General features: G+C 55.6%; 15 protein-coding genes and 1 pseudogene. 8 read left to right on the forward strand and 8 right to left on the reverse strand.

Annotated features, from left to right (window positions below):
- Window positions 1–11 precede the first annotated feature (11 nt).
- Window positions 12–260, reverse strand: coding sequence for a hypothetical protein (locus HHJ17_RS18240; protein ID WP_296506790.1), 249 nt, complete (start codon window positions 258–260; stop codon window positions 12–14).
- Window positions 261–308: 48 nt separating this feature from the next.
- The gene (gene mfd / locus HHJ17_RS18245) at window positions 309–3,836 is read right to left on the reverse strand and encodes a transcription-repair coupling factor (protein WP_296506791.1); all 3,528 of its coding nucleotides are present in this window, start codon (window positions 3,834–3,836) and stop codon (window positions 309–311) included.
- 131 nt (window positions 3,837–3,967) lie between these two features.
- Between mfd and ispD the strand changes: the two genes are divergently transcribed.
- Genes ispD through HHJ17_RS18260 form a run of 3 tightly spaced genes read left to right on the forward strand, consistent with a single transcriptional unit; the run spans window position 3,968 to window position 5,956 of the window.
- A complete protein-coding gene (ispD, locus tag HHJ17_RS18250; RefSeq protein ID WP_296506793.1) occupies window positions 3,968–4,693 on the forward strand; it encodes a 2-C-methyl-D-erythritol 4-phosphate cytidylyltransferase in 726 nt (241 codons plus the stop codon).
- 4 nt (window positions 4,694–4,697) lie between these two features.
- Window positions 4,698–5,213, forward strand: coding sequence for a 2-C-methyl-D-erythritol 2,4-cyclodiphosphate synthase (gene ispF / locus HHJ17_RS18255; RefSeq protein ID WP_296506862.1), 516 nt, complete (start codon window positions 4,698–4,700; stop codon window positions 5,211–5,213).
- 50 nt (window positions 5,214–5,263) lie between these two features.
- The gene (locus HHJ17_RS18260) at window positions 5,264–5,956 is read left to right on the forward strand and encodes a class I SAM-dependent methyltransferase (RefSeq protein WP_296506795.1); all 693 of its coding nucleotides are present in this window, start codon (window positions 5,264–5,266) and stop codon (window positions 5,954–5,956) included.
- 56 nt (window positions 5,957–6,012) lie between these two features.
- Here the strand turns inward: HHJ17_RS18260 and HHJ17_RS18265 are convergent, their stop codons facing one another.
- Window positions 6,013–6,948 carry a CoA transferase gene (locus tag HHJ17_RS18265; RefSeq protein WP_296506797.1) on the reverse strand — a complete coding sequence of 312 codons (936 nt, stop codon included), beginning with the start codon at window positions 6,946–6,948 and terminating at the stop codon, window positions 6,013–6,015.
- Between the two features lie 202 nt (window positions 6,949–7,150).
- Between HHJ17_RS18265 and HHJ17_RS18270 the strand changes: the two genes are divergently transcribed.
- The 5 genes and pseudogenes from HHJ17_RS18270 to HHJ17_RS18290 all read left to right on the forward strand — a co-directional run.
- Window positions 7,151–8,173, forward strand: coding sequence for a 3'-5' exonuclease (locus HHJ17_RS18270; RefSeq protein ID WP_296506798.1), 1,023 nt, complete (start codon window positions 7,151–7,153; stop codon window positions 8,171–8,173).
- 126 nt (window positions 8,174–8,299) lie between these two features.
- Window positions 8,300–9,544 (forward strand): nitronate monooxygenase, encoded by a 1,245-nt coding sequence (locus tag HHJ17_RS18275; RefSeq protein ID WP_296506800.1) that lies wholly within the window; start codon window positions 8,300–8,302, stop codon window positions 9,542–9,544.
- Window positions 9,545–9,692: 148 nt separating this feature from the next.
- On the forward strand, window positions 9,693–10,406 hold the full coding sequence (locus HHJ17_RS18280) for a phosphatase PAP2 family protein (RefSeq protein ID WP_296506802.1): 714 nt from the start codon (window positions 9,693–9,695) through the stop codon (window positions 10,404–10,406).
- Between the two features lie 82 nt (window positions 10,407–10,488).
- Window positions 10,489–10,734 (forward strand): hypothetical protein, encoded by a 246-nt coding sequence (locus HHJ17_RS18285; RefSeq protein ID WP_296506804.1) that lies wholly within the window; start codon window positions 10,489–10,491, stop codon window positions 10,732–10,734.
- A gap of 263 nt (window positions 10,735–10,997) precedes the next feature.
- Window positions 10,998–11,108: pseudogene (locus tag HHJ17_RS18290) on the forward strand (DUF3096 domain-containing protein); the annotation flags it as partial.
- 280 nt (window positions 11,109–11,388) lie between these two features.
- On the opposite strand, the gene HHJ17_RS18295 reads toward HHJ17_RS18290, so the two are convergent.
- The 5 genes from HHJ17_RS18295 to HHJ17_RS18315 all read right to left on the reverse strand — a co-directional run bounded on the left by HHJ17_RS18295 (window position 11,389) and on the right by HHJ17_RS18315 (window position 14,084).
- Window positions 11,389–11,697, reverse strand: a complete 309-nt coding sequence (locus tag HHJ17_RS18295) for a DUF5710 domain-containing protein (protein WP_296506805.1) — start codon at window positions 11,695–11,697, stop codon at window positions 11,389–11,391.
- A gap of 96 nt (window positions 11,698–11,793) precedes the next feature.
- Window positions 11,794–12,048 (reverse strand): hypothetical protein, encoded by a 255-nt coding sequence (locus HHJ17_RS18300; RefSeq protein WP_296506807.1) that lies wholly within the window; start codon window positions 12,046–12,048, stop codon window positions 11,794–11,796.
- A gap of 10 nt (window positions 12,049–12,058) precedes the next feature.
- Window positions 12,059–12,373 (reverse strand): hypothetical protein, encoded by a 315-nt coding sequence (locus HHJ17_RS18305; RefSeq protein WP_296506808.1) that lies wholly within the window; start codon window positions 12,371–12,373, stop codon window positions 12,059–12,061.
- A 623-nt stretch (window positions 12,374–12,996) separates the two neighbouring features.
- Window positions 12,997–13,605: a hypothetical protein gene (locus HHJ17_RS18310; RefSeq protein WP_296506810.1), complete on the reverse strand. Its 609-nt coding sequence runs from the start codon at window positions 13,603–13,605 to the stop codon at window positions 12,997–12,999.
- A gap of 5 nt (window positions 13,606–13,610) precedes the next feature.
- Window positions 13,611–14,084 (reverse strand): hypothetical protein, encoded by a 474-nt coding sequence (locus HHJ17_RS18315; protein WP_296506812.1) that lies wholly within the window; start codon window positions 14,082–14,084, stop codon window positions 13,611–13,613.
- Between the last annotated feature and the right edge of the window lie 439 nt (window positions 14,085–14,523).

The raw sequence follows: 14,523 nt of genomic DNA on the forward strand, positions 1-14,523 counted from the left end.
GGAGCGCGTTCTTAAAACGATTCACGAGGGGCTTGCGGGGTTTCATTGGCCCGCATTTGGGCGACGTCTGGAAAGTCCGACTCGCTCCAGGCCCCGGCCATGTCCCAAAAGTCAGCGGGCCAGCCTTTATTGGCCTGCGTCGCTGTTTTTTCCTTGACCAAGCCTGTCAGCCAGCGGCTCAGCGATGTTTTTGCTGCCGTAGCCGAATTTTTGGCCAGTGCAATCGCATCATCGTCCATATAAATAGTGACTTGAGACATGGCATTTCTCCAATTAATTACATAAGCAAGTATATAAGTGTTGGGCAATTAGGTGGTAGCCATGTCCAGCACCGGCTGCCCCAGCCCCCGCAGCACATCGCGCACCATCTGCGCCCGGTCTTTGGCTTCCGGCAACTCGCGCTCAATGCGCAGCTTCTCGCTGCCGGCCAGTTTGATGTGTTTGTTTTTCTGGATCATCTGAATAATTTTCATCGAGTCGATTGGCGGGTTTTTCTTGAAGGTGATGGTGATCACGCCGGGGGCGGCATCGACTTTGACCACGCCAAACGGCTTGGCCATCACACGCAGGCGGTGCACGTCGATCAGCGTTTGTGCCTGGGAGGGCAGTTTGCCGAAACGGTCGACAATTTCTTCCAGCAAAGAGTCGATCTGGTCGGTGCTCTTGGCGGTGGCCAGTTTTTTGTAAAAGCTCAGACGCAGATGCACATCGCCGCAGTAGTCGTCCGGCAGCAGGGCCGGGGCGTGCAGGTTGATGTCGGTGGTGACGTTGAGCGGGCTGAGCAGGTCGGGTTCGATACCGGCTTTCAGGCAACGCACGGCTTCGGACAGCATCTCGTTGTACAGCTGAAAGCCGACTTCGAGCATGTTGCCGCTCTGGTTTTCGCCCAGCACCTCGCCGGCACCGCGAATTTCCAGATCGTGCATGGCAAGGTAGAAGCCTGATCCGAGTTCTTCCATTTGTTGAATGGCGTCAAGCCGCTGGCTGGCCTGCTTGGTCAGGCCTTCCAGATCGGGCACCATCAAATAAGCATAGGCCTGGTGGTGGCTGCGGCCAACGCGGCCGCGCAACTGGTGCAACTGGGCCAGACCGAACTTGTCGGCGCGGCTCATGACGATGGTGTTGGCGGTCGGCACGTCAATGCCGGTCTCTATGATGGTGGAGCACAGCAGCAGGTTGTAGCGCTGGGCCACAAAGTCGCGCATCACACTTTCCAGTTGGCGCTCCGGCATCTGCCCATGCGCCACGGCAATGCGGGCTTCGGGCAGCAGTTCTTCTAATTTGGCTCGGCGGTTCTCAATCGTCTCGACCTCGTTGTGCAAGAAGTAAACCTGGCCGCCGCGTTTCAGTTCGCGCAGCACGGCTTCGCGGATCACGCCGTTGCCTTCGGTACGGACAAAAGTCTTGATCGCCAGGCGGCGTTGCGGTGCGGTGGCGATCACGCTCAGGTCGCGCAAGCCTTCCAGCGCCATGCCCAGCGTGCGGGGGATGGGCGTGGCGGTGAGCGTGAGCACATCGACTTCGGCGCGCAGCGCCTTCATTTGCTCTTTGTGACGCACACCAAAACGGTGTTCTTCGTCAATGATGAGCAGGCCCAGGTCTTTAAATTTGGTCGATTCGCTGAGCAGTTTGTGCGTGCCGACCACGATGTCGACCGTGCCGTCGGCCAGGCCTTTCATGGCGGCGCTGATTTCCTTGGCGGAGCGAAAGCGGCTCATTTCGGCCACTTTGACCGGCCATTTGGCGAAGCGGTCCACCAGCGTCTGGTAATGCTGCTCGGCCAGCAGTGTGGTCGGTGCCAGCAGCGCCACCTGTTTGCCGCCGGTGATGCCGATGAAGGCGGCGCGCAACGCAACCTCGGTTTTGCCAAAGCCGACGTCGCCGCAAATCAGACGATCCATTGGGCGCGGGCTGATCATGTCCTGAATAACGGCGTGAATGGCGGCGCTCTGGTCCGGCGTTTCTTCAAAGCCAAAGTCGTTGGCGAAGGTTTCGTAATCGCTTGGCGAGTAGCGGAAGGCGTGGCCTTCGCGGGCGGCGCGGCGGGCATAAATGTTGAGCAATTCAGCGGCGGAGTCGCGCACCTGCACGGCGGCCTTGCGTTTGGCTTTTTCCCACTGGCCGGAACCGAGCCGGTGCAGCGGTGCTTCGTCGGGACTGACGCCGGTGTAGCGACTGATCAGTTGCAACTGGCTCACCGGCACATACAAGGTGGCTTTGTCGGCGTATTCCAGGTGCAGGAATTCCTGCATTTCGGGCTCGCCGTTGGCCAGTTTGTTGCCCAGATCGAGGTTGATCAGTCCTTTGTAGCGGCCAATGCCATGCGCCGAATGGACGACCGGGTCGCCGACCTTGAGTTCACTCAGGTCCTTGATCAGCGCTTCAACATCGCTTACCTGCTCCTGCTTTTTGCGCCGGCGCGTGGTCGGGCCGGCGGCAAACAACTCGGTCTCGGTGACGAAATCGATACCCGCTTCCAGCCAGGCAAAACCGGTGTTCAGTGACGAGGTGGCAATGCCCACTTTTTCATGGCTGCGCTCAAACTCGGCGAGCGAATCAAACGACGGTGGGCTCAGCTGGCTGGTGTGCAGAAAATCAAGCAGGCTGGTTTTGCGGCCTTCGCTCTCCGCCAACACCAGCACGCGCTGCGTGGTGTGGCGAATGTGGTCTTTGAGACGCGCCAGCGGATCGTCGGCCCCGCGCACCACCGTGAGCTCGGGCAACAGGCCGAGTTCCACGTAGTCGGTGGGCGCGGCAAGGGTCGGTGCCTCAATTGAACCATCAACCAGTTCGATGCCCGTGGCCGGTGCCTTGATTGCCAGTTGGGGCAACTGGTTAACCCGGGCATAAAACTGCTCGGTGCTGAGAAACAGGGCTTCCGGCGGCAGGGCGGGGCGCTCGGGGTCGGTGCGCACCAGGCGGTAGCGTTCTTTGGTGTCTTGCCAGAAATGCTGGAAGGCTGGCTCCAGGTCCCCATGCAGCACCACCGTGGCATCCGCGCCCAGGTAGTCAAACACGGTGGCCGTTTCCTCAAAGAACAGCGGCAGGTAGTACTCGATGCCGGCGGTGGCGACGCCGTTGCCGATGTCTTTGTAGATGCGGCTCTTGGTCGGGTCGCCCTCCAGCAGTTCGCGCCAGCGGCTGCGAAAGCGGGCTCTAGCGTCGTCGTCCATCGGGAACTCGCGACCCGGCAACAGGCGCACTTCGGGCACCGGGTACAGGCTGCGCTGGCTGTCGGGGTCAAAGGTGCGAATGCTGTCGATCTCGTCGTCAAACAGATCAACCCGGTAGGGCACGGCGCTGCCCATCGGGAACAGGTCAATCAGACCGCCGCGCACCGCGTATTCGCCCGGGCTGACCACTTGCGTGACATGGCTGTAGCCGGCCAGCGTCAACTGGGCCTTGAACTTGGCCTCGTCCAGTTTTTGTTTGACTTTGAACTGAAAGGTGTAGCCGGCCAGAAAACTGGGCGGCGCCAGCCGGTAGAGCGCGGTGGTGGCGGGCACGATGACGACATCGGCGCCCGTCTCTTTTTCGCGCTGGCTGATGCGCCACAAAGTAGCAAGGCGCTCGCTGATCAGGTCCTGGTGCGGTGAAAACGTGTCGTAAGGCAGGGTTTCCCAGTCCGGGAACAGCACGCAGCGCAAGTCGGGGGCAAAAAACCCGATCTCGTCGATCAGGCGCTGGGCATCGGCGGCATTGGCGGTGACGATGGCAGTCAGCTTGCCGTTGCCCTTCTCGCGCAGGCCCAGTTGGGCCAGCAGCAAAGCATCGGCTGAGCCTGTGGGACGCGGCAGGGTGAATCGTTTGCCGGGGTGCAGTTTGGGTAAATACATGAATCGCCTATGGACAACGTAAGCAACGCGTTGAGTTCAAAACACAAATACAAAACACCCCACGCGGGCGAGCGGGGGGTGTCTGACGGTGACCTAACATCTTAGTTAGATTTTAGAATGGCGAGAAGCCTATGACTGACCTCTCTAATAATTCCCCCTCGATCTTCCCCTCTGACGCCCGCTTTTGGGCCGTCATTCCCTGCGCTGGCACCGGCTCGCGTTCGGGTGCAGAGGGCCCCAAACAGTACCAGCCGCTGGCCGGGCAGCCCATGGTGGCGCACACCCTGGCTGCTTTTAGCGGGGTGCCCCGGATCACCCAGACCACAGTGGTTGTGGCCGCCGATGACGATTTTTTGCAATCCCATTCTGCTACTGTTTTAATAGCTGGTTGCGGAGGCGCAACGAGGGCTGCGAGTGTTTTTAATGGTTTGATTTTTTTGTTGGAGTGTGGTGCCGCGCCGGACGATTGGGTCTTGGTGCATGACGCGGCGCGTTGCCTGATCACGCCCGCCCAGATCAATGCCTTGATCGACGCCTGTGCCTCGGACGAAGTCGGTGGGCTGTTGGCGCTTAAATTGCCGGACACCCTGAAAAGCGAAGTCGGCGGCCGGGTCAGCGGCACGCTGGACCGCAGTGACAAATGGCTGGCCCAGACGCCCCAGATGTTTCGCCTTGGTGCGCTGGCGGACGCCTTGCAACAAGCGGGCGACAAGGTGACCGATGAATCGAGCGCGATGGAGTTTGTCGGTCTGGCCCCCAAGCTGGTGGCGGGCAGCGCGCAGAACTTCAAGGTGACGTACCCGGAAGATTTTGCGCTGGCCGAGGCGGTGTTGAACGCACGCATGAAAGGTAAATAACATGATGAATTTCAGAATAGGCGAGGGCTGGGATGTGCATGCCCTTGTGGCCGGGCGCAAGCTCATTCTCGGTGGCGTGGAGATTCCCTTTGCCCTGGGCCTGCTGGGCCATTCCGATGCCGATGTGCTGTTGCACGCCATCACCGATGCGCTGTTGGGCGCCGCCGCCTTGGGCGACATTGGCACGCATTTTCCGGACACGGATGAGCGTTTCAAGGGCGCTGATTCAGGGATGCTGCTTGCCGAGGCGGCGCGGCGCGTGCGTGAAAAAGGCTTTGAGATCGGCAATGTGGACAGCACCGTGATCGCGCAGGCGCCCAAACTGATGCCACACATGGCCGCCATGCGCGCCCATATCGCGCAGGCGCTGGGCGTGGCGGTGGACCAGGTCAACGTCAAAGCCAAAACCGCCGAAAAAATGGGCCCGGTCGGGCTGGGGCAGGCGATGGAGGCCCGGGCGGTCGTCTTGTTGGTGAAAATTATGAAAAATACGTCGCTAGCCTCCGTCTACTGTGCGTAAGTAGCTATTGTTTGTATAGCATTTAAAGAAAGAAACCTCCGATGATGCCCTTGGATCAACTCCCCCTGATCACTGATGAATTGACCGTTTTGGCCGAGTTAGTGCCTCTTGAGCAGCGCGACATCCTTGAACTTGGTTGCGGCAGCGCGCGTTTGGCGCGGACGCTGCTGCAACGCTATCCCGGCACGCGCGTGACCGGTCTGGAAGTCGATGTGCGCCAACACGCCAAAAATCTGGCCGACCCGCAGTCGGACTTAACCTTCATCGCGGCCGGTGCCGAGGCCATTCCCCTGCCGGCGGCCTCCTTTGACCTTGCGTTGATGCTCAAGTCGCTGCACCATGTGCCGCTGTCCGCGATGGCGCAGGCGCTCAGTGAGGTGGCCCGCGTGCTGCGTCCGGGCGGCTACTTGTACGTTTCAGAGCCGATTTATGACGGTGCTATGAACGAAGTGATTCGCCTGTACAACGACGAAGGCGTGGTGCGGGCTGCCGCCCAGGCGGCGCTTGACCAAGCGCTGACCAGCGGGGTGTGGACGCAGGTGGCCGAGCAACGCTTTGCCACGCCGGTTCATTTTGAAAACTTTGCCGATTTCGAGCAGCGCATGATGCGGCCGACTTTTGCCGATCACCAGCTGGATGACGCCAAGATCGCGGCGGTGCGTGCGGTTTTTGAGCCGCTTTGTGGCCCGGCCGGTGCGGATTTCACCCGACCGATGCATGTGCGGCTGCTGCGCCGTCTTTGACCTTATTAATAGGTAAAAACGGGCGCTAGCCCCCGTCCAGAAAGCGCAAGTAGCTATTATTTTGGTAGCGTGTAAAGCGGAATGTCTTTTTCGCTGGCCAGCTTGTCCAGGGCCTTGCGCGTCATGCTGAGCAGGTAGTCGGCGATCAACTGGTGGGTGGCGGGCGCCATCATGCTTTTGACACTGGCGTTTTGAACGCCCGCCGCGGCACACAGGGATTTGGCAAAGTGCGGCTCCAGCGCGGCCATCGCGACCCGGCCGTCCTTGCAGGGGTAGACCCGATAACCGGCGTGGCCACCGCCGACCGCCGCGCCCGGTTGCGTCAGCCCCCAAGTGCGCGGCAGGGCCAGATAGCCCGCGGCTTCCGACAAGGCGACCTCGATGCAAACGCCTTTGCCTTTTTGACGCTGCATCAGCACGGTTTGCAGCACCGCCTCGGTCGCCATCAGCGAACCGCCCATGTCGGCATACAGGGTGGGCGGCATGTCCAGACCGCTCACCAGATTGTTTTCCGCCAGATAGGTCAGATCATGGCCCGGTTCTTCGGCACGCGCCCCGGGGGCGCCCACAATGGCGACCAGCGACAGAGCCGGGTAAAGTTTGTGCAGCAGTTTCCAGTCCAGACCCAGTTTGCGCAGGGCAGACGGGCGAAACGAGGTCAGCAAAACATCGGCCTTGGCCAGTTCCCGGTGCAGGGCTTTCTGCCCTTTTTCAGTCTTGAGGTCGGCCACCGCGAGGCGAACGCCCTGATGCATCGCCGCGTAGGCGGTGCGGTTGTACCAGGCCATCGGGTCACCCGAGGCTCCCGGAATGGCCTCTCCGGTGGCGCTGGCGGGCGGTGGCGGCTCCAGTTTGACGCAGGTCGCGCCCATTTGCTGGCAGCGCATCAAGGCCGCCGGGCCCGGCAGGTTGAGCGCGAGACTGAGCACGCGCACGCCGCGCAGCGGGCGCAGGGCCGGTGGGGTGGGCGCGGAGGGTGAAGCAGATGTCATGGTGCTATTCAAAAAGGAGCTGATCAGGGCCGGCTGACGCCGGGAATAGCGCCAATTTACCCGAAAACCCAGAGCATGCCGCGACACCGGGGCGACAAGCGCTGGCCCGGTGGCCGCTGGGTCGATCCGTTGTCCGTCTCCTGCGGCACGTCTGAGTGCGGTGTAATGCTCGACTGAATAAATTTCCATCCGAAAGCTCAACGTGACCGACCCGCAACTCCAGCTTGCCTTTGATAACGCCGACCTGCCCGTTGTGTCCGGCGTGCCGCCAAAACCCCGGGCCAAGCCGCGCCGCCCGGCGACGCCCAAGCCCGTCTTGCTGCCGGACGCCGAATCCATGGCCACCACGCTCGCCAACCACCCCGACTATCGGGTGCTGCGCCGACTGCTGCCCATTCTTCACTTTGATCGGCAACCGCTGGGACCCGTCATTCGGGTTCTGGTGCTGGACACGGAAACCACGGGCCTGGATCATGCCTGCGACAAAATCATCGAGCTGGCCATCTTGCGCGTCGATGTGGATACCGCCACCGGCTTGCCCGTCGGTGAGGTGATGGTCTACGACGGGCTTGAAGACCCGGGTATGCCGATTTCGAAAGAGATCACGGCCATTACGGGTATTTCCAATGAGATGGTCCAGGGACAGCATCTGGATGAGGCCCGGATTGCCAGCCTGCTGGAAGGGGCTGATCTGGTCATTGCCCACAACGCCGGTTTTGACCGGCCGTTTTGTGAAGCGCGCCTACCCGCCTTTGCTCAATTGCCCTGGGGCTGCTCGTTTGCTGATATTGACTGGAAAAAGGAAGGCCAAGGTTCTGCCAAGCTGGAATACCTGGCCTTGGCGAAGGGCTGGTTTTATGATGCCCACCGCGCTGAAGTCGATTGCCATGCGCTGCTGGCGGTTTTGGGTGAACAATTACCCACCTCCGGTCAAAGTGGCCTGGCCCAGATCATTGCCTTGAGTCGCCAACCGAGCTACCGAGTCCAGGCCAACAACGCCCCGTTCGAAGCCAAAGACCAGTTGAAAGCCAGGGCTTACCGCTGGAATGCGGAGCAAAAAGTGTGGCACACACGAATCGCTGACGAGGCGGCATTGGCAACCGAATTGGCGTGGCTTAAATCCACTGTTTATGGTTATCGTTTGGCTCGCGTCCAGGTGGAGAAAATGGACGCCTTGGTGAAGTACTCAAGCCGAGCAGGGGAATTGTCAATGCATCAGGTTTAAAAAACAGGCAGGGTAGAATTGAGGCTATGCAAGACCCATCTGGCTTGCAATTTATGTTCTCCCTGGGCTTGCTTGGGCCGCCGGCCAAGAGGGTCACCAGGGGTGCCGGAGCGCCCAAGGAATTTGATGAAACGTGTAGATGACTTCCGCCTGAAGTTTGGTAAAAAAGAGTACGTGCCGATCATTGTTGGCGGCATGGGGGTTGATATTTCAACCGCCGAACTGGCTCTGGAAGCCGCTCGCCTGGGCGGCATTGGGCATATCTCCGATGCCATGGTGAATGACGTCTCCGACCGACGCTTTGACACCAGTTTCGTCAAAGACAAAACCCGCTTCTACAAGCACAACATCGACAACTCCGACAAGTCCAGCGTCAAGTTCGATCTGGGCGTGTTGGCTGAGGCAACCCGTCGCCATGTCGAATCCACCATGCAAGCCAAGCGTGGCGATGGTCTGATTTTCGTCAACTGCATGGAAAAGCTGACCATGAACGGCCCGCGTGAAACGCTGCAGGTGCGTATGGCCTCGGCACTGGATGCCGGCGTTGACGGCATTACCTTGAGTGCTGGCTTGCATTTGGGCTCCTTTGGCTTGCTGGCAGACCACCCCCGGTTTCGGGACGCCAAGCTCGGCATCATCGTTTCGTCGGTGCGGGCGCTGCAAATCTTTCTGCGCAAAAACGCCAGACTGAACCGTCTGCCTGATTTTGTGATCGTGGAAGGTCCGTTGGCCGGCGGTCATCTGGGTTTTGGCATGGACTGGGCGCAATACGATCTGGCCACCATCATTGCTGAAATTGTTCAGTTTCTGAAAACTGAGCAACTTGATATTCCGCTGATTGCGGCGGGCGGTATCTTCACCGGCAGCGACGCCGTGTCGTTCCTGGAAAATGGCTCGGCGGCCGTTCAGGTTGCCACGCGATTTACCGTGGCCAATGAATGCGGCTTGCCGAACAAGGTCAAGCAGGAGTATTTCAAGGCCAGCGAAGAAGACATCATCGTCAACACGATTTCGCCAACGGGCTACCCGATGCGCATGCTGAAGAATACACCGGCCATCGGTGCTGGTATTCGTCCCAACTGCGAAGCCTATGGCTACCTGCTGGATGGCAATGGCAACTGTGCCTATATCACCGCTTACAACCAAGAAGTGGCCCTGCATCCGAAGTCAAAAACGATCTCGGTGATGGACAAGACCTGCCTGTGTACCCACATGCGCAACTTCAATTGCTGGACCTGTGGTCATTACACCTATCGCCTGAAAGACACGACACGTCGTCTGGACGACGGTAGCTACCAAACACTGAGCGCTGAACACATCTTTAAAGATTACCAGTTCAGCGTTGACCAGAAAGTTGCGTTGCCCGAATAATCGGTCGCCAGAAATTCAAAAGCCCCGTACGCAAGTGCTGGGCTTTTTTAAATTCTGCACCCGGCATGGGCGGACTTCGACACTTATCGTTGATGTTTTTCGCCCCTGACCTTCAAGTGAATTTTCCTGCTATGAGGTTGCTACTTCGATGCCCACTCTAGACCGTAAAAAAGCCACTTCGTCGTCCCGCAAAGGAGACGATCGATATCAAACCCTGTTGCTTCCTCTCATGATCGGGTTTGCGGTTGTGATGCTGGCTTTTGTGTTTGTAAAACTAGGCAGTGAAGTGACCGACGGTGACACGCGAATATTCGACATGGAATTATTGGCCCGTGCCCAGTCATTTCGCGGAGCCTACCCGTGGCTGGCAGAAGTCATGCGCGACCTGAGTGGATTGGGCAGCACGGCAGTATTGTCACTTTTCACGGTTGCAACCGTTGGCTACCTCTCGCTCGTTCATGCGAGGATCAAGGCCTTCCTTGTGGCTACCTCAGTGATATCAGGGACTGTCCTGGTTAGCGTTTTCAAGGCAGCCTTCGGTCGCCTTCGCCCTGACGCGGTCTACGCTGAGCTTGTCGTTTCTGGTTTGAGCTTCCCGAGCGGACACGCCAGCATGTCCGCCATTGTTTTTCTGACGATCGGCGCCTTGATTGCGAGTACGCGCAGCTATCTGCCCGAACGTATCTATATTTTGCTGACGGCAGCACTGATGACGCTGCTGGTGGGGTTGAGTCGCGTGGCGCTCGGCGTTCATTGGGCGACCGATGTACTGGGCGGCTGGGCTTTTGGCTCCGCTTGGGCAATTTTTTGGCTATTGCTGGTCCGTCACATGGCGAAGCAACGAGGAAGCAAGGTTCGTTGATGCGATCTGGATGCCGATGTCATGTCATTCCACTTTTTTCGCAAAAAGTCCATAATTACTTCACCACTTTAAGGGGGAGACCATGGATATAAATGGATTCATCGAACTCGATGGCTATTCTGTGACTGTCAGTGCGCAAAAAGAGCCAACAGGCCGTTGGCTGTCTTGGGCTCGATTTGAGCGGATGAGCGATTTCGCCCCCCTAAAGACACACATTCCTGGTATGCGCAGGCGTGTTCCCAACGATTTTCCGACTCAAGAAAAAGCGGTAGAAGCGGCTTACGATTACGCGCGTGAGCTGGTTAAAGCCAAAGATGTCGGCCTTTGACATAGACGGTAGAGAAGAGATCAGTTTACGGAAGCCGTAACGCTTACTGGCCGATCTGGGCCTCACATCAAAATCACTGCAGAAATTAAAAAAGCACCTAAGTCGTAAGACCTAAGTGCTTGATTCGTAATGTGTTCGGCTTCTCGATTTGAGGATGCTTACGCCTTTTTCTTGGTCTTGGCAGGCGCCGCAGGGGTATTGCTGTCGGCTGCAGGGACAACGTTTGAGCCTTTCTTCAGCACTTCTTCAAACTCAGCTAACTCGGCATTCTTATATTGCTTGTGCCTAAGCTCCTGAACTTCATTGCGGCCATCTACCTGATCTCGATCGGACTCATTGGCATGTTTGGTACCAGTGCGTTTCACCTTAGATAGTGTTGCAGCGATCTGTGGTGAACTTACCTTGCCTGTGTTGAAGAGTTCCACTTGGCATAAACCAAGCCCGAAAGTGCGTCCCCCGACCAACCACAGCGTCCAAGTTTGCGATATTCCGGAGGGGTACAGCATCAAAGGGACACCAGCCCATGTGAGGACTGAGACTGATGTTTTTCTGCCTCGCCGAAACGCAATCCAGCTGATGATGCCAAACAGGATGGCACCCAAGATGTACGCTGGAGTGGGCAGCACCAGCCCGAGAGATTCAAGCTGATTGAGTTCATGCAATAGCCGTGTGAATGCAGTCTTCCCAAGGCCGAACATCGCACCCACAATGCGGAACGTCATTCACTGAAATGGAGGGTACTGGGGCTTGGGTACGTTTCGGTGGAGTGCTTTTTGACTTTGTCGATTGCGCAACAGCATCCGATCCGTCCATGGCTGACTCCATATTTGGAATCCAGCGCAAAAATGGAGTGAGGTCAGTGACATCGACGATGTACCAAAGCTTTTTGGAGCCATCCCAGCGTGCACCAAGTGCTTTAACAGCATCTTTCTCAGCGAACGGCGTTGTCAGATTTATTCTCATCGGTGGAATTATCCATGCAGACTACCGAACCAATGCAGAGCCCCAATGGGGTGCAGAGCAATCCTGCGTAAACACCGATTGCCGTGTAAAGGAACCCTATGCTGTACCCGGTCCATTTGAAAGCTCTTGCTGCATTTCAGGGACATAAGTCGACGTGATCCAGGTGGAGATGGCATCCGAAATCATCGCTTCAGGATGGCCCTCATCGTCACATTCTCGCGCCACTTGTTCTGCGGAGGTGAGCACACTGACAAACATTTGAAGAACGCCTTGAATTCCACCTCGCGCCAAAGCTGTGTCGCCAAGACTTTTCAATGCCTCCCAAGCGATCGCTTCATTTGTGGATTCCATTGGGTGAGCCTTACTTCAGTGCTTCTTCAAACTCAGCCAACTCTTTACCAATGGCTGTGTATTTTTTTAACTTGGCGCGGTTGTCGGCCCAATTTAGCATGGCACCCTCCAAGTTTTCTTTGAAGTGCGCGAGTGCTGATTCTTTGACCGCTTGGGTCGCTGTACTTGACCAGAGTTCGATCAGGTCTGACAGGCCGTTGTCAAAATCTTCGAACGTTTCAAGGTAAATCCATTGGCCGCTTTTATCAAACATGTTTTCTTTCGGTAATTGAATGTGTTTTAGTTTAGCGGGGCGACCCGCCAAAAGCTGAGCGGTCCAAGCCATCGGCAGCGGTGGGAGATACTTTTGAATCCGCCACCGAACCAATGCAGAACCTGAAGAGTGGCTTAGCTCAACCCAGAAATGAAAAAAGCACCTAAGTCGCAAGACCTAAGTACTTGATGCATTGCTATATTTGGCTCCTCGACCTGGGCTCGAACCAGGGACCTACGGATTAACAGTAAGGGCCACACCGAGTCAATCGTTTTGTAAGACGAAGATTTGCAAGGTGTTTTTTGCTGGCAAGTGTGGCACCCTTTTGATGCTGAACCGCCAACTGAACCTATGGTGGCAACGGTGGCTGCGATGCTGGGAATAGTCGAACAGGATCAAGGGCTTATGGTGAGTTTGGTGCGAACTGGCGTAAACCGAGCGCACCGACTGAACCAAACTGAACTGTAATTTTGCGGGTGGTTTGTGTATGGCAGCTCGATTGCGACCGGCGCCAGAAGACCCTTTGCCGACTTTCAAATTTCCAGATACCTGTCATTTACCGATTGAGCTAACAGGCAAGCAAAAGCGTCGTTTTTTACTGTCCGGGGAGCGAAGCGAGCGGTGTTGAACGCATTGTTATAAATAGCCTGGCACGAACGCAATGTGGGAAATTAGCCCAGAGACATGTCTCAGAGTTATTCTTCTTCACTGCTTTCGTTAGATTCTATATATTTTTTATTCTTCTCTTCAATTCGTTGAATGCCTTTGGCTGTAGCAATACCAACCAGCACCCCTGTCTCTTGGAAAAGGCGCCGCTGAAGATTTAGCTTCTTGTGGGCTTCAGGAGTGACTTGGCAGTCTGGGTTTGTAAGAGCTAAAAGATTTACTTGACAGTCTGGGCTTCTGTTTGAGTTTGCGGCATGATTATCAATGGTGTCACCGGAGATGGTTTTCCCACTTTTTACATCAATTCTAACTTTCAGATTTCCGTCTTTGGCGTTTCCATCTAAAAAACTTAATGTCTCAACAGAGTTTCCTGTCAAAATGCTAACCAGTTCTTTTACTTCTTCGATGCTACCTCTGATATTTAGATCATGCCCGCCATCAGGGCAGTTTGTAATAGTAGGCCTGGTAATCTCTAAACTATGTGTGTTTGTGGCGTGAAAAGATAAAGCTGAAAGGTATCTATGCTCGGCACACCTAGCAACATCCCCAACAGCTGTTGAGTTTCGAGACGTTGATTCCATGGTTTTACATGATCTGAAATTATCAGTTGGTTCTATAGAGTTTTCTTTTTTGCACATTCTGATCACCCTAGCTTGATGATGGCGCCAATTTCATTGGGCAGCTTATCTTGCTTATCTCTAAACAGTCCGATAACACCAATTAACATGCTGAATCGTTCAATAGCTACCTCGATTGGATCTTGTTGATTTTGTTCTGGTAAGATTATGCTGACAAGGCTATTCATATTACTTGCCTGCCCAAGAGTTTCGCCGACTATTGGGTTCAATAAATTATTCTCAAAAGCCAGTAGGCTGCAAAATAACTCGCATAATATTTTACTGATACTGGCCGTGTCTGTGCTTTCGAAATACTGTATTTCAAAACTTTCTTCGAGCTTTCTATCGAAATAGACTTTCGTCTCTTTCATTGGGAATGAATCAGTGATTCGCTTTAATAGCTGTGGCGTGATCTCTTCGCATCGCACGGTTTTCATGCCTTCCTCAATCAGCTCACCATTTTCATGCTGATAGATTACAAGGTTTAAATTTGTGGACATTTAAATTTCCTAATTATCAAGGTATTTATTTAGGTTTCGCGCCATAAATTTATTGGGTTAACAATATTAAGTAATAGCATTTTTATGAATGTTATCTCTAACTATTGATATATTCAGAAAAACGGCGAGGTAACATGGAAGCCAGTCGAATAACTCAGCGAAAAACGTCGAATAAATATTATATGAATCATTTACTTGCGTCTGTCGACCGGGTGAATGCACAGGTATATTGAAAACAACAAAGTCGTCGGGTAGCCTAGCGCAGCCTAGATAGGTTTCACTCAAATTGAATTGCCGATCAGAACGAACGCTCCCGCTGCTTACCCGAATTACGTTTGGCTCCATTGCAGCCGCTCAATTTTGACTGGCAGCTTTCGAGAAAAGTAGTTGACTCTAGAAGACCCATTGCCGACTTTCAAATTTCCAGACTGCAGACATT

Source organism: Rhodoferax sp. (assembly GCF_012927445.1).
Classification (GTDB): Bacteria; Pseudomonadota; Gammaproteobacteria; order Burkholderiales; family Burkholderiaceae_C; genus Rhodoferax.

What these genes read in the sequence shown, in the direction of transcription:
- HHJ17_RS18285 (WP_296506804.1), top strand. Translation starts at nt 10,489, where the DNA reads ATGGATATAAATGGATTCATCGAACTCGATGGCTATTCTGTGACTGTC.
- ispF (WP_296506862.1), top strand. Translation starts at nt 4,698, where the DNA reads ATGAATTTCAGAATAGGCGAGGGCTGGGATGTGCATGCCCTTGTGGCC.
- HHJ17_RS18310 (WP_296506810.1), bottom strand. Translation starts at nt 13,605, where the DNA reads ATGTGCAAAAAAGAAAACTCTATAGAACCAACTGATAATTTCAGATCA.
- mfd (WP_296506791.1), bottom strand. Translation starts at nt 3,836, where the DNA reads ATGTATTTACCCAAACTGCACCCCGGCAAACGATTCACCCTGCCGCGT.
- HHJ17_RS18265 (WP_296506797.1), bottom strand. Translation starts at nt 6,948, where the DNA reads ATGACATCTGCTTCACCCTCCGCGCCCACCCCACCGGCCCTGCGCCCG.
- HHJ17_RS18295 (WP_296506805.1), bottom strand. Translation starts at nt 11,697, where the DNA reads ATGAGAATAAATCTGACAACGCCGTTCGCTGAGAAAGATGCTGTTAAA.
- HHJ17_RS18240 (WP_296506790.1), bottom strand. Translation starts at nt 260, where the DNA reads ATGTCTCAAGTCACTATTTATATGGACGATGATGCGATTGCACTGGCC.
- HHJ17_RS18305 (WP_296506808.1), bottom strand. Translation starts at nt 12,373, where the DNA reads ATGGCTTGGACCGCTCAGCTTTTGGCGGGTCGCCCCGCTAAACTAAAA.
- HHJ17_RS18315 (WP_296506812.1), bottom strand. Translation starts at nt 14,084, where the DNA reads ATGTCCACAAATTTAAACCTTGTAATCTATCAGCATGAAAATGGTGAG.
- ispD (WP_296506793.1), top strand. Translation starts at nt 3,968, where the DNA reads ATGACTGACCTCTCTAATAATTCCCCCTCGATCTTCCCCTCTGACGCC.
- HHJ17_RS18275 (WP_296506800.1), top strand. Translation starts at nt 8,300, where the DNA reads ATGAAACGTGTAGATGACTTCCGCCTGAAGTTTGGTAAAAAAGAGTAC.
- HHJ17_RS18300 (WP_296506807.1), bottom strand. Translation starts at nt 12,048, where the DNA reads ATGGAATCCACAAATGAAGCGATCGCTTGGGAGGCATTGAAAAGTCTT.
- HHJ17_RS18280 (WP_296506802.1), top strand. Translation starts at nt 9,693, where the DNA reads ATGCCCACTCTAGACCGTAAAAAAGCCACTTCGTCGTCCCGCAAAGGA.